Annotated in this window: 20 protein-coding genes; 11 read left to right on the top strand and 9 right to left on the bottom strand. The window is 73.9% G+C overall.

Features of this window, described 5'->3' with window-relative positions; translation table 11 throughout:
• Positions 1–90 precede the first annotated feature (90 nt).
• On the bottom strand, positions 91–549 hold the full coding sequence (locus MTR79_RS11455; RefSeq protein WP_244790005.1) for a phage holin family protein: 459 nt from the start codon (positions 547–549) through the stop codon (positions 91–93).
• A gap of 121 nt (positions 550–670) precedes the next feature.
• On the opposite strand from MTR79_RS11455, the gene MTR79_RS11450 reads away from it, so the two are divergent.
• A complete protein-coding gene (locus MTR79_RS11450) occupies positions 671–1,018 on the top strand; it encodes a glyoxalase/bleomycin resistance/dioxygenase family protein (RefSeq protein WP_033273749.1) in 348 nt (115 codons plus the stop codon).
• 36 nt (positions 1,019–1,054) lie between these two features.
• Here the strand turns inward: MTR79_RS11450 and MTR79_RS11445 are convergent, their stop codons facing one another.
• The 6 genes from MTR79_RS11445 to MTR79_RS11420 form a co-directional block, all read right to left on the bottom strand.
• The gene (locus tag MTR79_RS11445) at positions 1,055–3,037 is read right to left on the bottom strand and encodes a DUF5107 domain-containing protein (protein ID WP_189363582.1); all 1,983 of its coding nucleotides are present in this window, start codon (positions 3,035–3,037) and stop codon (positions 1,055–1,057) included.
• Positions 3,038–3,093: 56 nt separating this feature from the next.
• Complete coding sequence (locus MTR79_RS11440) at positions 3,094–3,651, bottom strand: GNAT family protein (protein WP_086699108.1); 558 nt, start codon at positions 3,649–3,651, stop codon at positions 3,094–3,096.
• Positions 3,652–3,735: 84 nt separating this feature from the next.
• A complete protein-coding gene (locus MTR79_RS11435; protein ID WP_086699133.1) occupies positions 3,736–4,659 on the bottom strand; it encodes an LD-carboxypeptidase in 924 nt (307 codons plus the stop codon).
• 14 nt (positions 4,660–4,673) lie between these two features.
• Entirely contained in the window at positions 4,674–6,626 is a 1,953-nt protein-coding gene (locus MTR79_RS11430; protein WP_244790004.1) for an LpqB family beta-propeller domain-containing protein, read from the bottom strand.
• A 17-nt stretch (positions 6,627–6,643) separates the two neighbouring features.
• Positions 6,644–7,948: a M20/M25/M40 family metallo-hydrolase gene (locus MTR79_RS11425; RefSeq protein WP_244790003.1), complete on the bottom strand. Its 1,305-nt coding sequence runs from the start codon at positions 7,946–7,948 to the stop codon at positions 6,644–6,646.
• Entirely contained in the window at positions 7,941–8,774 is an 834-nt protein-coding gene (locus tag MTR79_RS11420; RefSeq protein WP_086699103.1) for a M55 family metallopeptidase, read from the bottom strand. Before MTR79_RS11420 ends, MTR79_RS11425 begins: the two co-directional genes overlap by 8 nt.
• A 175-nt stretch (positions 8,775–8,949) precedes the next feature.
• On the opposite strand from MTR79_RS11420, the gene MTR79_RS11415 reads away from it, so the two are divergent.
• From MTR79_RS11415 to MTR79_RS11385, 7 genes are all read left to right on the top strand, one after another.
• Entirely contained in the window at positions 8,950–9,843 is an 894-nt protein-coding gene (locus tag MTR79_RS11415) for an SDR family oxidoreductase (RefSeq protein ID WP_244790002.1), read from the top strand.
• A gap of 209 nt (positions 9,844–10,052) precedes the next feature.
• Positions 10,053–11,237, top strand: a complete 1,185-nt coding sequence (locus MTR79_RS11410) for a substrate-binding domain-containing protein (protein ID WP_189363578.1) — start codon at positions 10,053–10,055, stop codon at positions 11,235–11,237.
• 2 nt (positions 11,238–11,239) lie between these two features.
• Entirely contained in the window at positions 11,240–11,980 is a 741-nt protein-coding gene (locus MTR79_RS11405) for an ABC transporter ATP-binding protein (protein ID WP_244790001.1), read from the top strand.
• Positions 11,977–12,717: an ABC transporter ATP-binding protein gene (locus tag MTR79_RS11400; protein ID WP_086699097.1), complete on the top strand. Its 741-nt coding sequence runs from the start codon at positions 11,977–11,979 to the stop codon at positions 12,715–12,717. The genes MTR79_RS11405 and MTR79_RS11400 overlap by 4 nt, the downstream gene beginning before the upstream one ends.
• Positions 12,717–13,643, top strand: coding sequence for a branched-chain amino acid ABC transporter permease (locus MTR79_RS11395; protein ID WP_244790000.1), 927 nt, complete (start codon positions 12,717–12,719; stop codon positions 13,641–13,643). Before MTR79_RS11400 ends, MTR79_RS11395 begins: the two co-directional genes overlap by 1 nt.
• Positions 13,640–14,707: a branched-chain amino acid ABC transporter permease gene (locus MTR79_RS11390; RefSeq protein ID WP_244789997.1), complete on the top strand. Its 1,068-nt coding sequence runs from the start codon at positions 13,640–13,642 to the stop codon at positions 14,705–14,707. The genes MTR79_RS11395 and MTR79_RS11390 overlap by 4 nt, the downstream gene beginning before the upstream one ends.
• Positions 14,704–15,594 (top strand): alpha/beta hydrolase, encoded by an 891-nt coding sequence (locus MTR79_RS11385; RefSeq protein WP_244789996.1) that lies wholly within the window; start codon positions 14,704–14,706, stop codon positions 15,592–15,594. The genes MTR79_RS11390 and MTR79_RS11385 overlap by 4 nt, the downstream gene beginning before the upstream one ends.
• A gap of 59 nt (positions 15,595–15,653) precedes the next feature.
• Here the strand turns inward: MTR79_RS11385 and MTR79_RS11380 are convergent, their stop codons facing one another.
• On the bottom strand, positions 15,654–18,086 hold the full coding sequence (locus MTR79_RS11380) for an MFS transporter (RefSeq protein WP_086699091.1): 2,433 nt from the start codon (positions 18,084–18,086) through the stop codon (positions 15,654–15,656).
• Positions 18,087–18,260: 174 nt separating this feature from the next.
• Positions 18,261–18,707 carry an SRPBCC family protein gene (locus tag MTR79_RS11375; protein WP_086699089.1) on the bottom strand — a complete coding sequence of 149 codons (447 nt, stop codon included), beginning with the start codon at positions 18,705–18,707 and terminating at the stop codon, positions 18,261–18,263.
• Between the two features lie 159 nt (positions 18,708–18,866).
• Here MTR79_RS11375 and MTR79_RS11370 point away from each other — a divergent pair, with 159 nt between their 5' ends.
• The 3 genes from MTR79_RS11370 (at position 18,867) to MTR79_RS11360 (ending at position 22,228) form a co-directional block, all read left to right on the top strand.
• Complete coding sequence (locus tag MTR79_RS11370) at positions 18,867–19,904, top strand: Rv2578c family radical SAM protein (protein ID WP_086699087.1); 1,038 nt, start codon at positions 18,867–18,869, stop codon at positions 19,902–19,904.
• A gap of 133 nt (positions 19,905–20,037) precedes the next feature.
• On the top strand, positions 20,038–21,621 hold the full coding sequence (locus MTR79_RS11365) for an alpha/beta hydrolase (protein WP_086699086.1): 1,584 nt from the start codon (positions 20,038–20,040) through the stop codon (positions 21,619–21,621).
• Between the two features lie 52 nt (positions 21,622–21,673).
• Positions 21,674–22,228, top strand: a complete 555-nt coding sequence (locus MTR79_RS11360) for a GNAT family N-acetyltransferase (RefSeq protein WP_244789994.1) — start codon at positions 21,674–21,676, stop codon at positions 22,226–22,228.
• Positions 22,229–22,569: the final 341 nt, after the last annotated feature.

The following is a 22,569-nucleotide window of genomic DNA, read 5'->3' as shown; positions in this document are numbered from 1 at the left end:
GGGCCGCCAAACGTCGGAACGGTTCACGACGGGGCGGTCCGGTACGGCTGCGTCCCCTCAGCTCTGCCGCACGAAGGCGCCGCCTCGGCTTCAGCCGTCGCCCGGGCCGCGGTCGGTACCCGGGACCCGGTCGGTACCCGGGACGCGGTCGGTGCCGGGGACGCGGTCGGTGCCGACCGTGGGCGGCGTGGACGGCACCGGGGGCACGGAGGCGGGACCCGCTGCCCGCGTCCCGCCGGCCGCGGGGGAGCCCGGGGTGTCGGGGCGGGCCGCCGTCCGCAGGGCGAAGGCGACCGCGGCCAGGATCACCGCCGTGATCAGGGCCGCCGCCCAGCCCGGGAGGACCAGGTCGAGGGCGAGGCCCACGGCGAGGGCGACGGCCGCGCCCGCGTACAGCGCGGCGGCGCCGGAACCGGCGTAGAGGGCCGCCTTCCGGCGCCGTCCCCGCGTCTGCTCGCGGAGTTCGGCGCGTACGGACTCCCTGGCCACGTGGGCCAGTTCGTCCACCAGGTGCTTGTCGAGGTGCTGCATGTGCTCCAAGCGCTGCATTGCGCCCGGGTACCCGTGCCCGGGACCCGGTAACTCGCCACGGTGGTACGGCGGGAGAGAGTGATGTGGAGATCGTCCGCGTCCCACCCGCCGCCCGGACCGGCCAACTAGGCTCGGACGCATGGAGATTCTGGGTGCCACACTGCGCGTCTGCGTCGACGACATCGAGACCGCCATCCCCTTCTACGAGCGGCTGGCGGGCGGGACCGCCATGCGGTTCGAACGGGAGGGCGTCCAGGTCGCCGCAGTGGGCTGTTTCCTGCTGATGAGCGGTCCCGAGGCCCAACTGGACGTGCTGCGCAAGGTCGCCGCGACCATCGCGGTCAAGGACGTCGACGAGACCCGCCAGGTGCTGGAGGAGATGGGCGCGGCCGTCCTCGCCGGACCGCTGCCCACCCCCGTCGGCCGCAACCTGATCGCACGCCACCCGGACGGGGCGGTCTACGAGTACGCCGACCGCCGCGCCTGACGTACCGTCACGGCAGGTCCCGACACGGATCCCCCGTCACGGCGTGGCACGCATCCGGAAGTCGTACCGCTCCGGCAGCGGTTCGCCCGTCAGCCGCGCCCACAGCCGCCCGACGACCTCGTCGCCCTCGCGCAGATCGGCGACCTCGAAGCCCGCGTCGAACACGGCGCGGGCCTCCTCGTTCCGTCCCTCGGCGAGCAGCAGGCCCGCCTCGATCAGCCGGAAGCGCCCGCGCGCCCGGGTGGCGGGGGCCAGCCGCTCCCACACCGACCGGGCGTCCGTCGTGCGGCCCACCGCGAGCAGCGCCTCGATCGCCTCCCGCCCGAGAGCGGCCACGGCGGCGGTCCACTCCCCCGCCGTGTCGCCCGCCTCACCGCCGCCGGCCTCCCCGGCCTCGCGGCACAGGTCGTCGAAGGCCCGCACATAGCGGTCGGCGGCGCGCTCCGGGTGGCGTTCCTCCCGGTCGGCGACGGCGAGACAGCGCAGGACCGGCCAGGACGGACCGTCCTGCGCCAGTCCCCGCTCCCAGCTGCGCACTGCCTGTGCCCGGTCGCCGCCGTGCCACTGGGCGACGCCCAGGTGGTACTCGGTGAGCCCGGTCGCGGGCGCCGTCTCCAGCATGTCCCGCCAGTGCCGGGCGACCAGCGTCCCGCCGGGCGGCCGGCTGCCGGGCGCCTCGGGGAAGGACCCGGCGCGCAGCAGGTGCAGCCATGGCTGCTGCTCCTCGCCGAGGGTGCTCTCGTCGAAGGGCGTGCCGGGCAGCTTCCAGCCGGCCCGCAGCACTTCGAGCGCGCCCCACCCGGACCCGGTGGCCAGCCGCTCGCCGGGTTCGGTGTCGGCGTACGGCAGCCAGGCCGCGTACGCCGCGTCGACGTCCGCGCGCGGCAGCACCCCCTCGAGACGGGCCTCCGCCTCGTCGAGGACGGCGCCCCACTCCCCGTCGCGCCGTGCCTCGAAGGGCCCGTACGCCTCCAGCCAGGACACCTCGCTCTCCGGTTCCAGACGGACGTGCTCCAGCTGCGTGCGGGCGAGGCCGGCCTGGATCTCGCAGTAGCCGCCGGTGCCGGGTGCGGTGAGCCACTGCTGCCAGCTCCGTCCGCCGGGTCCGCGCCCCCACACGAACAGCTTCCGGCCGCGCAGGGTGTCGGTGGAGGTCTGCACGAGCCCGTGGCCGTCGCCGTCCAGCGCGGCGATCCAGCGGCGGCGCTCCTCGGGGACCTCGTAGAAGTAGTCGGCGGCGTAGGTGCTGTGGGGCGGGTAGGTGCGGTCGACGCCGTCGTACTCGGGGACGGGGACGCGGCTCAGGCGCTGCTCGTAGCCGAAGTGGTAGGCCTCTTCGGCGGGGGCGAGGACGCGGCAGTCCTCGGGGACGGCGATGTTGGACCACCAGTACGTCGGCGCCTGCCGCTCGTGCGGGTTGCGGATCCGTGCGCCGACGTAGAGGAAGTCGGAGCCGTCGGGCAGCCACAGGTCGACCTGGAAGGGCAGGTCGCGCAGCCGCTCCCACTCCCACAGGCGCAGCATCTCCCCGCCGTCCGGGGCGGGGACGCGGGCCGCGTGCACGGGTGAGCAGGACAGAGTGGTGTGGCCGGTCGCGCCGATGTTCCACTCGATGCCGCCGGAGAACCAGGCGCCGTTGAGCGCGAAGTTGGCGGGCTGGAACACCGGGTTCACGTACAGCAGTTCGCGGCCGGTGGGCGTGTGGACGAGGGAGGCGATCCGGCCGCCGAGGCCGGGCAGGACCGTGGCGCGCAGGCGGTCGTTCTCGAGGACGAGGGCGTCGAGGGGCCGGGGCGCGCGGTCCCGGTCGTAGCCGTCGCGGACGGGGACCGGCAGCAGGCTGTGCAGCGGGGCGTAGCCGATCTGCCGGGCCATGTCGCGCGGCAGGTCCTTCTTGTCGCGGTCCTCGATGCGGTGCATCTCGTCGAGGGGACGCAGGGCGGGCAGCGGGTTGTCGGGGCCGAGGTGCGCGGCCGGCAGCGTGAGTACCTCATGTCGGATCGTCGTCACGATCTCCATGGAAACCCCCGGAGGCCTGCCTGAACAGAGGCCGTGACGAGGGTTTCCGCGCGTGGTCAGCCGTCCCCGGTCAGCATCTCGCTGGTGAGCGCCCAGCGTTCGTGGTCGCGCCAGGCGCCGTCGATGTAGAGCATCTTCGGTGAGAAGCCCTCCTTGCGGAAGCCGCAGGTGCGGGCGAGGGCGATCGAGGCGGCGTTGCCCGGCTGCACGTTGATCTCCAGCCGGTGCAGCCGCATCGGCCCGAAGGCGTAGCGCACGACGAGGTCCAGCGCCTCGCGCATCAGCCCGCGTCCGGCCGCGTGGGCGAAGGCGCCGTAGCCGAGGGCGCCGCAGAGGAAGCCGCCCTCGACGATGTTGTTGATGTTGACGAAGCCGGCGAGGGCGCCGTCCGCCTCCTTCTCGCAGACCAGGAACCCCGCCTTGGCGGGATCCTCGATCAGCCGCTGCGCGTAGGCGGCGTAGGCGGCCGGGGTGTCCGGCGGGAACAGCCAGGGGTGATGCAGGTCCTTGCTCTCCCGGGCCCGCGCGGTGAACTCGGCGGCGTCGTCGTAGGTGAAGTGGCGCAGGCCCACGCGGCGGCCTTCGGCGAGGTATCGGGAAGCGGTGTGCGGCACCCTGTCACCCTACGATGCCGGCGCGCGCCGGGCAGGGCGCCCTCGGCCCTGCCCGGCGCGTCCGACTTCAGCTCTGCGGCGCGCTCAGCTCAGCGCCGGTTCCTCCAGCGTCAGCGTCCCCGCGTCCGCGTCCAGTTCGGCCGCGGCCCCGAACGGCAGCGTGAGCGCGTCGTCGCAGTGCCCGAACCCGAACTGCTCGGCCACCGGCACCCCGAGCCCGCCGAACCGGTCCACGAGCAGCGTCCTGACCTTCTCGTACGGGTCGCACTCCGCCCAGGAGCCCAGCAGCAGCCCGGCGACGCCGTCGAGCATCCCGGAGCGCAGCAGCTGGGTGAGGTAGCGGTCGAGGCGGTAGGTCTCCTCCCCCACGTCCTCCAGGCACAGCAGTCCGCCGCGCGCGGAGTCGCGGGTGTGCGGGGTGCCGATACCGCCGGCGATCAGGGAGAGGCAGCCGCCGAGGGTCACCCCGCGGGCGCGTCCCGGGACCAGCGCGGTGCCGTCGGAGCGGATCGTGCGCACCGACTCGGGGTCGAACAGGGTGGCGCGCAAGTGCTCCTGGGCCCGCGCGCTCTTGATGAAGTCGGCGCCCGCGGCCATCGGCCCGTGCAGGGTGACCAGGCCGAGCCGCACCGCGAACGCCTCGTGCAGCGTGGTGATGTCGCTGAACCCGACGAAGGCCTTCGGCCCCGCCGCCCGCATCGCCTCCCAGTCGAGGGCGTCGGCCATGCGCTGCGCGCCGTAGCCGCCGCGGGCGCAGATCACCGCGTCGACGGCCGGGTCGCACCAGGCGTTCTGCAGGTCGGCGGCGCGGTCGGCGTCGCTGCCGGCGAGGTAGTCCAGCTCGCCGTGCCGGTCGAGGACGTGCGGGGCGGCCACGGGGTCGAGACCCCAGCCGCGCAGCACGTCGAGCCCGGCCGCGAGCCGCTCCTCGGGGATGGGGCCGCTGGGCGCGACCACGGCCACCCGGGCGCCGGGGGCCAGGCGGGGCGGGCGCCGCAGCGGCGTCAGCGAGGTGGGCGCGCTCACGGCGTCAGCTCCAGGGCGGGGATGCCGGGCGTCTTCAGCCCGAACGCCTGCGCGTACAGGGACAGCTCGGCCTCCAGGGCGCGCACCATGGTGTCCGCGCGGCGGAAGCCGTGGCCCTCGCCCTCGAAGGTGATGTAGGCGTGCGGGACGGCCCGGCCGGCCAGCCGGGCGAGGAACCGCTCGCACTGCACGGGCGGGCAGATGACGTCGTCCAGCCCCTGGAGCAGCAGGAACGGTGCGCTCAGCCGGTCGGCGTGGGTGACGGGCGAGCGCTCCTCGTACCGCTCCGGCACCTCGGCGCGCGGCCCGATCAGCGTCTCCAGGTACTGCGACTCGAAATCGTGCGTCTCCCCTGTGCCCCAGCCGGTGAGGTCGAGCACCGGGTAGATGATCGTGCCGCAGGCGTAGACGTCGGTGGTGGTGAGGGAGGCGGCGGTGGTCCAGCCGCCGGCGCTGCCGCCGCGGACGGCGAGCCGGGCCGGGTCGGCGACGCCCTCCTCGGCGAGGGCCCGGGCGACGGCGGCGCAGTCCTCGACGTCGACCACGCCCCACTCGCCGCGCAGCCGGTTGCGGTACTCGCGGCCGTACCCGGTGGAGCCGCCGTAGTTGACCTCGGCGACGCCGATGCCGCGCGAGGTGAAGTAGGCGATCTCCAGGTCGAGGACCAGCGGGAAGCGGCCGGTGGGTCCGCCGTGCGCCCAGATGACGTACGGGGGCAGCTCGCCGGCGGGGCCGGTGCGGTCGGGGCTGCGCGGCGGGTACACCTGGGCGTGGATCTCCCGGCCGTCGGGTCCGGTGAAGGTGCGGACCTCGGGCTCGGGGTAGAAGGCGGGGTCCACGGCGTCACGGTGGGCGGCGCCGATCACACGGGCCCGGCCGGTGCGGGTGTCCAGCTCCACGACCTCGTAGGAGCTGTGCGGGCTCGCCCCGACGGCGACGACCCGCTCGCCGAGCGCGGCGAGGGTGGGGCCGAACTCGCTCCAGGGTCCCGCGGCGTCGACGACCTCGCAGGTCTCCGGGTCGAGCACGGCGAGCCGCTGGGCGCCCTTGCCGTGCAGGACGGCGATCAGTCCGCCGTCCAGCGGGGCGAACCAGCACTGGCCCAGCTTCCACAGCGGCCCGGCGAACTCCTCGGGGCGCGGGCAGACGGGCTCGCCGTCCCGGTAGAGGTTCCACCAGCCCGTGCGGTCGCTGGCGTAGAGCAGACGGTTGTCGTGGGTCCAGTCGGCCTGCGGGACGGACTCCTCGGGCCCTCCGGCGACGGCGCGGGCGCCGGTCAGGGTGCCGTCCGCGGCGACGTCGGCGACGACCAGCTCGGTGCCGTCCCACGGCATACGGGGGTGGTCCCAGCCGATCCAGGCGGCGCGCGTCCCGTCGGGCGAGAGCCGAGGTCCGGTGACGAACCGGTGCCGCTCCCCGGTCAGCTTCCGGACCGCGCCCCGGTCCTCGGCGGCGGACCCGTCGAGGGGGACGGCGGCGAGCACCCGGCGCACGTCGCTCGGGCCGTCGCCGGTGAACTCCTCCAGGACGCACCACACCTCGCCGCGCTCCGGCAGCACGACGGGCTCGGCCCAGCGCAGCCCGGGACCGACCGTCGACACCGGGGTGAGCGGGGCCGGTTCGGCGCCCGGCTGCCAGCGGTAGAGGCGCTGGTCGGGGAAGTGCGCGAACACCACGAGCGGCACGCCGTCGCAGACGGCGCCGGCCCAGGGGTGGCCGCCGTACTCGATGACGCGGCTGCGGACGTTCCACGGCGCGGGCAGGACGGACTCCTCGGTGCCGTCCGCGTGGCGCCGCACCAGGGTGCGGCGGCCCGCCTCGGCGGGCCGGGGCTCGGTCCACCACACCTCGTCCCCGACGAAGCCCACGTACTCGGGGCTGCCGTCGTGGGCCGCGGCCATGGCCGCGTCGACGGGCGAGGGCCACTCGCCGTACGCCTGGGTCTGCACTGTCTCCCCCACTCGCCTCACGCCGACCGCAGGAACCGGTCGAGCACCTGGACACCGAACTGGAGTGCCTCGACCGGCACGCGCTCGTCCACGCCGTGGAAGAGGGCCTGGTAGTCGAAGCCCTCGGGCAGCTTCAGCGGCGCGAAGCCGTACCCGGTGATGCCGAGCCGGGCGAACTGCTTGGCGTCCGTGCCGCCGGACATGCAGTACGGCACGGTGTGCGCCTCGGGTGCGAACGCCCGCACGGCCTCGCGCATCGCGGCGAACGTCGGGGAGTCCACCGGCGCCTGGAGGGCGATCTCGCGGTGGGCGAACTCCCAGTCGACGTCGGGGCCGGTGAGCCGGTCCATGGTGGCCCGGAACTCGTCCTCCGCGTCCGGCAGGAACCGCCCGTCGACGTGCGCGACGGCCTCGCCGGGGATCACGTTGACCTTGTAGCCGGCGTCGAGCATCGTCGGGTTGCTGCTGTTGCGGACGGTGGCCTCGACGAGCTTGGCCGCCCCGCCGAGCTTGTCCAGCAGGGCGTCCACGTCGGACAGGTCGGTCTCGATGCCGTACACGGCGGCGATCTCGGTCAGCGCGGCGCGCACCGTCGGGGTGAGCCGCAGCGGCCACTCGTGCTCGCCGATGCGGGTGATGGCGGCGGCGAGGCTGGTGACCGCGTTCTCCCGGTTGACCTTGGAGCCGTGTCCTGCGCGGCCTCGGGCGGTGAGCCGCATCCAGCCGGTGCCGCGCTCGCCGGCCCCGATCGGGTAGAACTGCCGGCCCTGTCCGTCGTGGAAGGTGTACGCGCCGGACTCGCTGACGCCCTCGGTGCAGCCCTCGAAGAGGTGCGGGTGCCGGTCGGCGAGGAAGCCCGCGCCGTCCGCGGCGCTGTCCTCCTCGTCCGCGGTGAACGCGATGACGACGTCCCGGCGGGGACGCACGCCCTCGCGCGCCCAGGAGCGCACCACGGACAGAATCATCGCGTCCATGTTCTTCATGTCGACGGCACCGCGTCCCCATACGACGCCGTCGCGGATCTCCCCGGAGAAGGGGTGCACGCTCCAGTCCGCGGGCTCGGCCGGGACGACGTCCAGGTGGCCGTGGAGCAGCAGCGCGTCGGCCGACGGGTCGGTGCCCTCCAGCCGCGCCACGACGTTGGTCCGGCCCGGGGTGCGCTCCAGCATGACCGGCTCCAGGCCGGCCTCGGCGAGCCGCGCCGCCGCGTACTCGGCGGCGGGACGCTCCTGGCAGTCGCCCCCGCCCCGGTTCGTCGTGTCGATCCTGATGAGGTCGGACGTGAAGGTCACGACCTCGTCCAGGGCGAGCTGGTCAGCCATACTGCTCCTCCACCGCGGCCGAGGCGATCGTGGTGACCGCCTTGAAGGTGCGGATTGCGTCGTACATGGTCTCGCTGCTGTAGATCACCTTGCGCTCGCCGCCCCGGGTCACGCCCGGCACGACGGTGACGGCCCCGGCCAGGTGCTCGGCGTCGAACTCCACCGCCACGGTGAAGGGCCCGCCTCGGACCGGTTCGTGGCGGACCGCGAGCGTGGCCGCCTCCTTGGCCGCCGCCTGGATGTCCGCGGCCGTCCGGGAAGGGGTGCGGCACACGGCGGCGTACCGCGACACGTGGTCCTTCACGGCGACCTTCCGCGCCTCGGGCGCGTAGCCCAGGGCGTCCTCGCAGGCCACGTCGTCGCCGGTGACGAGGATCACCGGGACTCCGTACTCGGCGGCCACGTGGGCGTTGAGCAGGCCCTCGCTGGCGCGCACGTCGTTGAGCCACACGCCGGTGACGGAGTTGGCGAGGAAGGTGTGCGCGAGGACGCCCTCCATGCCGGCGCCCGCGTGGTACCCCACGAAGGCGATGCCGTCGACGTCGCCGCGCTGGACGCCCTCCACCATGGACAGGTCCTTGTGCCGCCCGGTGAGCATCTCGGCACGCTCGTCGAGCCGCTCCAGCAGCAGGTTGCGCATGGTCCAGTGGGCCTCGTTGATCAGCACCTCGTCGGCGCCGCCGTCGAAGAAGCCGCGCACGGCGGCGTCCACGTCGGAGGTGAACATGGACCGGCACCGCTCCCACTGGGGCGTCCCCGGCAGGACGTCGGCCGGCCAGGTGACACCGGTGGCGCCCTCCATGTCGGCGCTGATGAGGATCTTCATGGCGCACACGCTACGTCGTCCCGCATCGCTCCGGCCACCCTGTGGATAACTCTCACCGGTCCAGACCACTGGCGCCTCGCGTGCGCCTCGGCCCGCACCGCCCGACCTGCGTGGATGCCCGGCCGGGCCTACGGTGAACGGGACGAGCGCCCGCCACGGAGCACAGGAGCGTCGCATGCCGCGGACCCGGAACCCGCTGGACGGAAGGACCGCCGTCGTCACCGGCGCGGCCCGCGGCCTGGGCGCGGCGATGGCCCGCGAGCTGTCCTCGCGCGGCATGAGGGTGGCGCTGCTCGGGCGGGAGGAGCGGACGCTGCGGCAGGTGCGGGACGAGCTGCCCGGCGAGGGCGGCTGCTGGGAGGTCGACGTCACGGACGACGAAGGCCTCGCGGAGACCGGCGCGGACATCCGGGCGCGTCTCGGGCCGCCGTCGGTCGTGGTCGCCAACGCGGGGGTCGCCGAGGGCGGGCCGTTCGCCGGGTCCGACCCGGCGGTGTGGCGGCGGGTGATCGAGGTGAACCTGATCGGCAGCGCGGCCACCGCCCGCACGTTCATCGGTGATCTGACCGCGACCGGCGGCTGTTTCCTCCAGGTGGCGTCGCTGGCGTCGATCGGCTCGGCGCCGATGATGAGCGCGTACTGCGCGTCGAAGGCGGGCGTCGAGTCGTTCGCGCACTCCCTGCGGGCGGAGATGGCGCACCGTCATGTGGCCGTGTGCATCGCGTACATCAACTGGACGGACACCGACATGATCCGCGGCGTGGACGAGCACGCGGTGCTGCGCGAGCTGCGCGGTCACATGCCGCCGCCCGCGCGGAAGGTGTACCCGGTGGAGCATGTGGCGCGGCGGTTGGTGGACGCGGTGGAACGGCGCCGTCCGTCGGTGTACGTGCCCGGGTGGCTGCGCGCGACACAGCTGGTGCGGGGGGCGATGCCGCCGGTGGTGACGGCGCTGTCCCGGCGTGAACTGCCGCGGCTGGCCGCCGCCGAACCGTTCGAGGCGACCGGGCTGCTGGGCGCCGGCGGTCTCGCGGACCAGGCCGCCGCCCGGAGCCGCCGGACCTCCTGACCGGCGCGCACCTCCGCGCCCCTTGCCCTCCTCGCACCGCAACGACGTGTGTAGACACCACGGTTGAACGATGTCACGTGTGTGCGGGCCACATTGTGGCCGGATCTGAGCGGGATCACACTGCCGGGTACCGCTCAGCGCACAGTGATCACCCGTGACGGATCGTGCCGCTGGCGTCGTCCGCCGTCGCACCGAGGAGCCGTTCGGTCATGCGTAGACCCCTTTTCCTGTCCGCCGCCGTGGCCCTGCTCGCCACCGCCTTCACCGCCGGCTGCTCCAGCCCCGGCAGCAGCACCGCCTCCGGCGCCGAGGAGGTGAAGGTCGCCCTCATCACCTCCACCAGCGGCCCGCTGGCCTCGTACGGCGAGCAGTACCTGCGCGGTTTCGAGGCCGGCCTCGACCACGCGACCGACGGCACCGGCGCCGTCGACGGCGTGGAGATCACCGTGCTCAAGGACGACGACGGCGGCGACCCGGCCAAGGGCGTCTCCCTGGCCAAGAAGCGCATCGGGCAGGGGGTGCCGATCATCGCGGGCTCCGCCGTCTCCGGCGTGGCCACGCAGATCGCACCCGTCGCGGCGCAGAACAAGACCCTCTACATCAGCGGGCCCGCCGCCACCGACGCGCTGACCGGCGTCAACCGCTACACCTTCCGCTCCGGCCGCCAGACCTACCAGGACGTGCTGACCGCGAAGAACATCCTGGGCGGCTCGAAGGGCAAGAAGGTCGTCGTGCTGGCCCAGGACAACGCCTTCGGCCAGGCCAACGCCGCCGCGGTGAAGTCCGTGCTCGGCACCGGCGGCACCACCGTGGGCGAGGTGCTGGCGCCGCCCGCCGCCACCGATCTGACCCCGGTGGCGAGCAAGGTGAAGGCGGCCCGGCCGGACATGGTGTTCGTCGCCTGGGCCGGGGACACCGCCCAGTCGATGTGGTCCACCCTCGACCAGCAGGGCGTCCTGGACGCCGCCACCGTCGTCACCGGGCTGGACAGCAGGGCGAGTTACCCGGTCTTCGGCAAGGCGCGGGAGAAGGTCACGCTGCTGGCGCACTACGTGCCCGGCGCCGCGGACACCCCGGAGGCGGAGGCGATGCGGACCTACTTCAAGGCGAAGAAGTGGGAGGAGGACCTGTTCACCCCGGACGGGTTCAACGCGGCGCAGATGGTCGTCGAGGCGGTCCGGGCGGGCGGCGCGAAGGGCGACACGGACGCCATGGTGAAGGCGCTCGAGGGCCTCTCGTTCTCCGGTGTGAAGGGGCCGAACACCGTGCGGGCCGCCGACCACGCGCTGCTCCAGCCCACGTTCCAGGCGCAGTTCACCGGCGAGGGCGCGCCGCGGGTGGCGCGGACCTTCCCCGCCGATCAGGTCGCCCCCGCCGAGACGAGGATCGGCTGAGCATGACGTCCGTACTGCAACTGGACCGGCTGTGCTGGTCGGTGGGGGGCGCCGACATCATCGACGGGGTGTCGCTCGCCGTGCGCGAGGGCGAACTCCTCGCCGTGATCGGCCCCAACGGGGCGGGCAAGACCTCCCTGTTCAACCTGATCACCGGGCTGACCCGGCCGACCGGCGGCGCCGTCCTGCTCGACGGTCACGACATCACCGCCCTGCCCCCGCACCGCCGGGTGCGCCGGGGCATCGGGCGGACCTTCCAGTCGTCCTCGGTGTTCCCGACGATGACGGTCGCCGAGCACGTCGACCTGGCCGCCCGGTCCGCCGGGGTGCGCCGGGTCGGCGCGGCGGACGTCACCGGAGTGCTGGAGCGGGTCCGGCTGGCGCACCGCGCGGACGATCTCGCGGCCGGCCTGTCGCACGGCGACAAGCGCAAGCTGGAGCTGGCGATGCTGCTCGCGCCCACCCTCGGCGCGGGCACGGCCGGGACGCGGCTGATGCTGCTGGACGAGCCGATGGCCGGCGTGGCCTCGGAGGAGACCGCCGAACTCACCGACCTCATCAGGTCGTTGCACCGCGACGAGGGCCGCACGGTGCTGCTGGTCGAGCACCACATGGACGTGGTGCTCGGCCTCGCCGACCGGGTCGCCGTGATGCACCACGGGCGGCTGCTCGCCGCCGCGAGCCCCGCCGAGGTGATGGCGGACGCCACCGTCCAGCAGGCCTATCTGGGAGACGAGCTGTGACCGCGCCACCGATCCTGCGCGTCGAGGCCCTCGACGTGGACATCGCCGGGTCCCGCATCCTCACCGGCGTCACCTTCGAGGTGCCCGCCTCCGGCGTGACCGCCCTGCTGGGCCGCAACGGCGTCGGCAAGACCACGACCATCCGCGCGGTGCTGGGGCTGCTGCCGGACGGCGGCCGGGTCACCGCGGGCCGTGTCACCTTCGCCGGCGACGACATCACCCACGAGCCCACCCACCGCACCGTGCGCCGCGGCATCGGCTACGCGCCCGAGGACCGCGGGGTGTTCGCCGGGCTCACCGTCGCGGAGAATCTCGCGCTGGCCGAACGCCCGGGCCACGAGCACCGCTACGACCTGGTGCACGACCTGTTCCCGGAGCTGGCCGCCCGCCGCGACCAGCGCGCCGGCACCCTGTCCGGCGGCCAGCAGCAGATGGTCGCCCTCGCCCGGACCCTGCTCAACGACAACACCCTCGTCGTCGTCGACGAGCCCACCAAGGGCCTCGCGCCCCGGGTGGTCACCGAGGCCGCCGAGGTGCTCGAACGGGCCGCCGAACGCGTGCCGTTGCTGCTGGTCGAGCAGAACCTCGCCGTGGTGCGTCGGCTGGCCCGCAGCGCGGTGGTGCTGGACGCCGGCCGGGTCGTGCACACCGGCGACGCCCGCGACCTGCTCGCCGACACCGCCCGTACGACCGCGCTGCTGGGTGTCGGCAGCCGCCCCGACCACGGAGCCGCCTGATGGACACCCTCGTCCTGCTCACCCTGACCGGACTGGGCCTGGGGGCCCTGTACTTCCTCATCGCCTCCGGGCTCGCCCTGATCTTCGGGCTGATGGACGTGCTGAACTTCGCGCACGGCGCGTTCCTCACCGTCTCCGTCTACACCGCCTGGCGCACCGCCGAGACGGTCGGCGGGATGCCGGGGCTGCTGCTCGCCGCCGTGGTGGGCACCCTCACCGGACTGCTGCTGGCGGCCGTGGTCGAACTGGTCCTCATCCGGCGGCTGTACGGCCGGGTCAAGGAGCAGATCCTGGTGACCGTCGGCCTGTCGCTCGCCGTCCCGGCGCTGGTGCAGACCGTGTGGGGCGCCGACGCCCGGCCGTTCCCGGTGCCCGACGCGCTCTCCGGCACCGTCGGCGTCCTGGGGGCGCGCGTGCCGGTGAACCGGTTCCTGCTCGTCGCGGTGGCCCTGCTGGTCCTGGCCGGCATCCACCTGTTCCTGTCCCGCACCCGCTACGGGCTGATCGTCCGCGCCGGGGTGGAGGACCGCGCGATGGTCACGGCGCTCGGCATCGACGTCACCCGTGCCTTCACCCTGGTCTTCGCGCTCGGCGGCGCCCTCGCGGGCCTCGCAGGCGTGCTCGGCGGCCTCTACTTCGGCTCGCTCTCGCCGCACCACGGGACGTCGCTGCTGGTGTTCGCGTTCGTCGTGGTGATCATCGGCGGTCTCGTCTCGATCACCAGCGTGGCGCTGTCCGCGCTCACCGTGGGCCTGGTGCAGCAGTACGCCAACTACTACGCGGGCGGCTACGGCGACCTCGCCGTCGTGGTCCTGCTGGCCGCGGTGGTGCTGTCCCGGCCGGCCGCCAGGACCGGGTCGCCGCCCGCCCGGCTGCGCCGCGCGCTCACCGCACTCCGCACCCGATCCGCAGGAGGCACGGCATGACCGCCACCCGCACCCCGCGGGCCACACCCGTCGCCCCGGCCCCGGCCGTCAAGGACACACCGGGCGCGAAGCACGGGCTGTTGCGCCGGCTGCGTCCGGCGACCGTCCCGGTGGCGGTGCTGCTGGTCCTCGCGCTGCTGCCGTTCTCGGCGCTGGACGTCCCGGTACTGCTCGACGGCCCGGTCAACTCCCCCGGCTCGCTCCAGCTGTTCGCGTTGTGCCTGGTCTTCGGCGCGCTCGCGCTCGGGTACGACCTGATGTTCGGCCGCACCGGGCTGCTGTCCTTCGGGCACGCCCTCTACATCGCGGGAGGCAGCTACGGCGCCCAGCTCGCCATGACCGAGCTGGGCCTGGGCCTGCTGCCGGCCGCGCTGCTCACCCTGGTGCTCGGGGCGCTGGCCGCCCTCGTCCTGGGCGCGGTCTCGTTGCGCACCCTCGCCCTCGGCAGCGTGGGCTTCGCGATGGTCACCCTGGCCTTCGCGCAGGCGGGCTCCATCTACGTGGAGCGCAACCCGGGCGGCCTCACCGGCGGCGAGGAGGGGCTGCCGCTGTACGTCGACGGGGTGCCGGACGCCCTGGTCGGGGTGCAGAACACGGCGAACGTGTACTGGCTGGCGCTCGCCTATCTGGTCCTGGTGGCGGGCGTGGTGTGGACGGTGACCGCGCGCCCGGCCGGCCGGGTGTGGCAGGCGATCCGGGACAACGAGCAGCGGGTGGCCGTCCTCGGCCGCAGCCCGTTCGCGCACAAGCTGGGCGCGTTCGTGCTGGCGTCCTCCCTCGCCGTGCTCGGCGGGGTGCTGCACCTGCTGGTCACCGCGGGCGCCACCCCGCACACCTCCACGCCCGAGTTCACGCTCACCCTGCTGGTGATGGTGGTCCTAGGCGGCAGCGGCACCCGCTGGGGGCCGGTCGTGGGCGGGGTGCTGTTCACCTATCTCGACCAGCGGCTCGGCGGCTGGGACCTGGGGGTGGAACCGATGCTGATCCTGGGCAGTCTCTTCGTCCTGGCCGTCTGTCTGGCCCCCGGCGGCGTCACCACCCTGGGCCGAAGGAGAAGCGCATGACCACGTCCGGGTCCGCCCTCGCGCGGGACCTCACCGCCCCCGTCCGCGGCGGCCGGCTCGCCGTCACCCGCTGGCCGGGGGACGGGCCGCCCGTCGTCGCCCTGCACGGCATCACCGCCAACTCGCTCGCCTTCGCCGCCCTGGCCGACGCCCTGCCCGGCGTCGACCTCCACGCCCCCGACCTGCGGGGCCGGGCCGGGAGCGCGGAGCTGCCGGGACCGTACGGACTGGGCGCGCACGTCGACGACACGGTGGCGCTGCTCGACCATCTGGGGCTGGAACGGGCGGTGCTGGTGGGCCACTCCATGGGGGCCTTCGTCGCCGCGCTGGCCGCCGCCCGGCACCCGGACCGCTTCCCGCGCGTGGTGCTGGTCGACGGCGGGCTGGGCTTCCCGCCGCCCGGGGGCACCGACATCGACGCGCTGCTGAAGGCGGTGATCGGCCCGGCGATGGACCGGCTGTCGATGACGTTCGCGAGCGCGGAGGACTATCTGGCGTTCTTCCGCGCCCACCCGGCGCTCGGCCCGCACTGGGGCCCGCACGTCGCCGGCTATGTGACACGGGACCTCACGGGCCGGGCGCCCGAACTGCGCAGCAGCTGTGTGCTGGACGCGGTGCGGGCGGACGGCGCGGACGTGCTGGGTGACGCGGAGACGCTGGCCGCCGTGCACCAGCCGGGGGTGCGCGGCGAACTGCTGTGGGCGGAGCGGGGGTTGCTCGACGAGCCGCGGGCGCTGTACGACGCCGGGCGGGTCGCCGCGGCGGCCCTGGACCCGGCGCGGATGGCGGCCCGCCGGATCGACGGCACCAACCACTACTCGGTCCTCTTCCCGCCGGCCGTGGAGGAGGTCGCCGCCGCCGTACGGGACGCCCTGGCCGAGGGGTGACCGGGGCGGTGGGCCGGAGCCGCGGAGGGGGGCGGCTCCGGCCCACCGCTCAGGGGCGGTCAGTCCTCGTGCCCGAGCTGGAGGTCGCGTTCGGTGCGGCCTCCGCCGGCCACCTGGAGCACGGTGGCGACCGGCGGGTAGCCGGCGGCGATGACCGTGTACTCGCCGGAGGACAGGTCGACGAACCGGAAGGTGCCGTCGGGTCCGGTGGTGAGGGTGTCGACGACGTTGCCCGCCGCGTCGAGCAGCGTGACCCGCGCGTCCTCCACCGGCCGTCCGCCGCCGGCCCGCACGGTACCGCGGAGCACGGCGCCGCCCGCCAGCTCGACGTCCTGGCGCGTCTCGCGGGCGGCCTGCACGGTGACCGGCAGGGCCGCCGGGCGGAAGGCGGGGGCGCTGGCGGCGAGGGTGTACTCGCCCGCGACGAGTTCGGTGATGACGTAGCCGCCCTCGCGGCCGCTGCGCGTGCCGGCGACGACCTCGCCGTGCACGTTGGTGAGGGTGACGGCGGCGTCCCGTACGGGGGTGCCGTCGGCGGTGACGACGCTGCCCGCGAGCCGGCCCGCGCCGCCGAGGACGACGTCGAGCTCGACGGGCCGCTCGCCGACGGTCACGGAGACCGCCTGCGGCTGGTGACCGCCCGCGGCGGCGATCAGGACGTATGAGCCAGGTCCGGGAGTGGCCAGTGCGTATCGCCCGTCGGCGCCGCTCGCGCCGCGTCCGGTCTGCTGTCCCTGGACGTCGATGAGGGTGAGCGCCGCGCGCGGGACGGCGGTGCCGTCGGGGTGCTGGACGGTGCCGCAGACGGGGATGCCGCCGCTGTGCGCACCGCGCGCCTGCGGTACGCGCGCCTCGAAGTGCGGTGCGTCCTGGGCCGGGTCGGCGGTGGGGGTGTGGTGGGACACCAGTGGTTTCTCCTTGAGGAAGAAGGCGATGAGCAGGCCGAGGACGAGCACCGGCACGAGGTAGAGGAAGATGCGCGGCATGGCGTCCGCGTAGGCCTGGACGTAGGCGTCGCGCAGCTCCGGCGGCAGGGCGTGCACGAGTTCGGGGGTGATCGACCCGGCGTCGGCCGGCGTCCCGGCGGCGCCGGCGGGGAGCCGCTCGGCGAGCGCGTCGGTGAGCCGGTCGGCGAACAGGGTGCCGAAGACGGCGGCACCGACGCTGCCGCCGATCTGCCGGAAGTAGTTGTTGGCGCTGGTGGCGGTGCCGAGGTCCTCGGGGCGCACGGAGTTCTGCACGGCGAGGATGAGGACCGGCATCACCATGCCGATGCCGGCGCCGAGGACGAACATCCAGACGCTGTAGTGCAGCCGGGGCGTGCCGGTCTCCAGGCGGGACAGCAGCCACATGCCGACGACGGACAGGGCGGCGCCGACGACGGGGTGGCTGCGGTAGCGGCCGGAGCGGCTGATCATCTGCCCGGAGACGATGGACGTGCCGACGATGCCGCCCATCATGGGCAGCATCAGCAGCCCGGACTCGGTCGCCGAGGCCCCGTCGACCATCTGGAGGTAGGTGGGCAGATAGCTGGCGGCGCCGAACAGGGCGACGCCGATGACGAGGCCCACCAGGCCGGTGACGTTGAAGACCGAGTCACGGAACAGCCGCAGCGGGATGAGCGGTTCGACCGCGAACCGCTCGACGACCAGGAAGGCGGCGGTGGCCGCGACGGCGCCCGCGCCGAGGCCGAGCACGACCCGGGAGTCCCAGGCGTACTCGGTGCCGCCCCAGCTGGTGAGCAGGACCAGGCAGGTGGACGCGGCGGTCAGCAGCAGCGTGCCGAGGACGTCGAAGCGGCGCCTGGCCCTCGGCTTGGGCAGCTTCAGCACCAGGGCGACGACGACCATGGTGGCCAGGCCGAAGGGCACGTTGATGTAGAAGCACCAGCGCCAGGTCAGATGGTCGGTGAAGTAGCCGCCGAGCAGCGGTCCGGCGACGGACGCGAGTCCGAAGGCGGCGCCGATCAGGCCCATGAAGCGGCCGCGCTGCCGGGCCGGCACGATGTCCGCGATGATCGCCTGCACACCGATCATCAGGCCGCCCGCGCCGATGCCCTGCACCGCGCGGTAGGCGATGAGCTGGTCCATCGTCGTGGCGCGGCCGGCCAGCGCGGAGCCGACGACGAAGACGAGGATCGCGAACTGGAAGACGCCCTTGCGGCCGAGCTGGTCGCCGAGCTTTCCGTACACCGGCAGTCCGACGGTGGCGGTGAGCAGGTAGGCGGTGATCGCCCAGGACATCTTGTCCAGGCCGTGCAGCTCGCCGACGATCCTCGGCAGGGCGGTGGCCACGATCATCTGCTCGAGCGCGGCGAGCAGCAGCGCCGACATCAGCGCGAGAAAGACGAGCCGGACCCGGGCGGGGCTCAGGGCCGGACCGCTCTCCGGGGCCGGGGACGGAGGGCCCCCGGCCGGTGGCACGGGGGGTGGCGGCCCCCCGGCCGATGGAGCCGTGACCGGCTCGTCCTGCGTCAGAGTGATCCCGCCCACGTGCCGCTCCCCTCGTCGCACTGCCGGACAATTCCCGCGTAAAAGCGACAACTACGAGCAAGCACGACGAGTTACGGCACGGAGTCGGTCCGCCGAGAGATCACTCGAACCGGTGACGGAAGCGCCAACTCCGTTTCAGATGAACGGAGTTGGACGACGGCGGTGCGGCCGGGACTACTGCTTCCCGACCTCGGCGTCCAGCCGGGCCAGCACGGCGTCGTAGATGCGGGCGAGGCCCTTGGGGGCGAAGGTGCGCTCGAAGAAGCCCCCGATGCCGCCCGCGCCGTTCCACACGGTGGTCACGACGACCCGGGCGCGGCCCTCGCCGGCCGGGGTGACCCGCCAGGTGGTGACCATCGAGGAGTTGCGGTCCTTCTCGACCAGTTCGCCGTCGGTGGGCTCGGTGACCTCCAGGAGGCAGTCGCGCACCCGCTTGCTGGTGGCCTGGAGCTTCCAGTGCACGAGGGTGCCCTCGCCGTCGCCGCCCTCACGGACCTCGTACTCGCTGAACTGCTCGGGCAGCAGCTTGGCGCGGGTGCCGCTGTAGTCGGCGAGGGCGTCGAACACCGTGTCCGCGTCCGCCGCGACGATCCGCTCCGTAGTGGCCTCGACCTGCGCCATCGCATTCCTCCAGGGCTGGGTTCTCCAGGGTCGGGGCACAGCCAACCACCCCTGCGCCCGCCGCCCAAATCGAGGTTCCGGAACTGACCGAAGATGTCGCTCGCACGATCAAGGGAACATGTGTTCTATTCTGTGCGACAGCGACACCGAGGAGGCGTCATGCGCTGGGAGAACCTCTCACCGGACTCCGAACACAGCCGTGCCGACACCGCGCTGTTCGGCGCGGATGCGGTCACGACCCGCACCTTCGACACGCCCGAGTTCCGCGGGATCACCTTCCACGAGATCCGGGCCCGCTCCATCGTCAACCGGGTGCCGGGCGCCTCCCGCATGCCGTTCGAATGGACGGTGAACCCCTACCGGGGCTGCTCCCACGCCTGCGTCTACTGCTTCGCCCGCAAGACGCACAGCTACCTCGACCTCGACACCGGGCTGGGCTTCGACAGCCAGATCGTGGTCAAGGTGAACGCGCCCGAGCTGCTGCGCCACCGGCTCGCCTCCCGCTCCTGGCACGGCGAGCACATAGCCATGGGCACCAACGTCGACTGCTACCAGCGCGCGGAGGGCCGCTACCGGCTGATGCCGGGGATCATCGAGGCCCTGCGCGACCACGCCAACCCCTTCTCGATCCTGACCAAGGGCACGCTGATCCTGCGCGACCTGCCCCTGCTGCGGCAGGCCGCCGACGTGACCGACGTCGGCGTGTCGGTGTCCGTGGGCTTCACCGACGAGGAGCTGTGGCGCACGGTCGAGCCGGGCACCCCGGCGCCCGAGCGGCGGCTGGACGTGGTGCGCGCCTTCACCGACGCCGGAATCGGCTGCGGGGTGCTGATGGCGCCGGTGATCCCCTTCCTGGGCGACCGGCCCGAGCAGCTGAGGGCGACCGTCCGGGCCATCGCCGCCTCGGGCGCCACCTCGGTCACCCCGCTGGTGCTGCATCTGCGGCCCGGCGCCCGCGAGTGGTTCATGTCCTGGCTGGCCGAGCATCACCCGCACCTGGTCGCCCGCTACCAGCGGCTGTACGCGGAGGGCGCCTACGCGCCCCGCTGGTACCAGCGCCGGATCACGCGTCAGGTGCACGACCTGGCCCGGGAGTACGGCATCGGCCCGGCGCCCGCGGGCACCCCGCGCCGCCTCCCTGCCCCGGCGCCGGAGGAGCCGGAGGAGGAACTGCCGACCCAGCTGACGCTGCTCTGAGGGCATCCGGGCGCATCCGGCGGCCCGATTGGGTCAAGAACTGACGGAACACGTTCAGGCGGGGCGCCACATCGGGACGATGCCGCGTGAGCCGTGAGTGTCGCGGTCCACAGCACATCGCCCTGGGAGAACCATGAGAAAACGCGCAGCCGTGCTGTGCGGCGCCGCCGCCGTTGTCGCCTCGGGCCTCACGGCCGTGCCCGCCGAGGCCGGCGCCCCGCACGCCCCGGAGACGTTCCACGCCGCCGCCCCGGCCTGGAAGAAGTGCGCCACCGACGACTACCCGACGCTGCAGTGCGCGTCCGTCGAGGTGCCGCTGGACCACGCCGACCCCTCCGGGCGCACGATCACGCTGGCGCTGTCGCGCGTCCCGCACACCGCGAAGAAGTACCAGGGTCCGCTGCTGGTGAACCCGGGCGGCCCGGGCGGCAGCGGACTGACGCTCGCCGGGTTCGTCGCCGCCTCGCTGCCGAAGAAGGTCGCCGCCGAGTACGACGTCGTCGGGTTCGACCCGCGTGGCGTGGGCGAGAGCCGCCCGGCCCTGGACTGCGTGCCGGGCCACTTCGACGCCGTACGCCCCGACTCGGTGCCCACCTCGCCCGAGGTGGAGCAGGCCAACCTGAACCGTGCGAAGTCCTTCGCCGAGGCGTGCGGGCGCAAGTACGGGGACCTGCTGCCGCACATGACCACGACGGCCGCCGCGCGCGACCTGGACGTGATCCGGCAGGCGCTGGGCGCGGAGCGCGTCAACTACTTCGGCTACTCCTACGGCACCTATCTCGGCACCGTGTACGCCAAGCTCCACCCGCAGCGGGTGCGGCGTCTGGTGCTGGACTCCGTGGTCGACCCGACGGGCGTCTGGTACGACTCCAACCTCGATCAGAACCAGGCGTTCAACGCCCGCCACCGCGCCTTCATGGACTGGGTCGCCAAGCACGACGCGACGTACCGCCTCGGCACCGACGCGGAGAAGATCGAGGCCGCCTGGTACGCGATGCGGTCCGGGCTCAAGGAGAACCCGGCCGGCGGGAAGGTCGGACCGGCCGAGCTGGAGGACACCTACCTTCCGGGCGGCTACTACAACGGCTACTGGCCCTACCTGGCCGAGGCGTTCGCCGCCTACGTGAACGAGAAGGACGGCGGGCCACTGGTCGAGGCGTACGAGAACTTCGGCGCCACCGACGTCGCCGGGGACAACGGCTACAGCGTCTACACGGCGATCGAGTGCCGGGACGCGGTCTGGCCGCGGGACTGGGCGCAGTGGCGCAAGGACAACTGGGAGATGTACGAGCGGGCGCCGTTCATGTCCTGGAACAACGCCTGGTACAACGCACCGTGCGCGTACTGGCCGGTCGAGTCGGCGCGGCCGGAGCGGATCAACACCACGAGCCAGGTGCCGCCCGCGCTGCTGTTCCAGGCCACGGACGACGCGGCCACCCCGTACCAGGGCGCCGTCACGGTGCACCGCCGGCTGGAGCGCTCCAGCCTGGTGGTCGAGTCGGGCGGCGGCAACCACGGCATCACGCTGAGCGGCAACGCCTGCCTGGACCGGCACCTGGCGGCGTACCTGGCCGACGGCACACTGCCGCGCGGCAGCCACGGGGACGCCGACGCGGTGTGCGCGGCGCTGCCCGACCCGAAGCCGCTGACCTCGAAGGCGGCCCCCGGCACGGCCCGCGGCTCCGTCCTCCACGGCCTCCTCGGCTCCCGCATCTGACCCGCGGAAACCCGGGGGCGGACGCGCGGCACGGTGGGCCATGATGACCCGCATGACCCGTCTGCCCCGCGCGTCCGCCCCCGCTCGCGTCCGTATCCGCCCGATGACCGCCGACGACAGCGACGAGGTCGCCGCGATGCGGGTGAGGGGGTGGCAGCACGCGTACCGCGGGATGATCCCGCAGGCGTGTCTGGACGCGATGGACGTCGCGGCGGAGGCCGGGAAGCAGCGGGCGCGGCTCGCGGCCGGGGACGGCAGCGTGGTGAACCTGGTCGCCGAGGCGGCGGACGGCACGCTCGCCGGCTGGGCCGCCTACGGGCCGTACCGGGACGGCGAGGTGCGCACCGGCGACGGCGAGCTGTACGCCCTGTACCTGCCGCCCGAGCGGATCGGGCAGGGGGTGGGGCGCGCCCTGCTGACCGAGGTGAGCGGCCGCTGCGCGGCGGCCGGGCTCCCTCGGATGTTCCTGTGGGTGCTCAAGGAGAACGCGCGCGCCCGCCGTTTCTACGAGGCCGCGGGCTTCACGCCGGACGGCGCCGAGGAACCCTTCGAGGTGGGCGGGGTCGCGGTGCCGGAGGTGCGGTACGTGCGGGCTCTCGCCGGCTGACCGGGTCAGATCCACGTCGGGCCCGGACCTGCCCCTCCTGTGACCGCCCCGTCCTGTGACCGCCCTGTCCTGGTCCGGGCAGGCCCCCGCGCACAGCCGAGCGCCGAGCCGCCGTTCCCCCTCCGCGGACGGGACACGCGCCCTCCCTCACCGGCTCGCGGAACGGGCGGCCTGTCCCTGTCCGGGCCGAGCCCCGCGCCCGGCCGTGCGGCGCCGGCCGGCCGCTCCCGTCCGCGGACGGGACACCCCGCCTGCTCGCAGGAGCTGTCCGAGGTCCGGCGGGCCCTCGCCCTCGCCCGCTCGCGGAAGCGGTCCAGGGTCCGGCGGGTCCCGGGGCGCGG

This window comes from Streptomyces sp. BJ20, from assembly GCF_022869105.1.
In the GTDB taxonomy this organism is placed as follows: Bacteria; Actinomycetota; Actinomycetes; order Streptomycetales; family Streptomycetaceae; genus Streptomyces; species Streptomyces griseoincarnatus.
The sequence above is the reverse complement of the archived record's forward strand: the minus strand, read 5'-3'. Positions and strand labels throughout refer to the sequence as shown.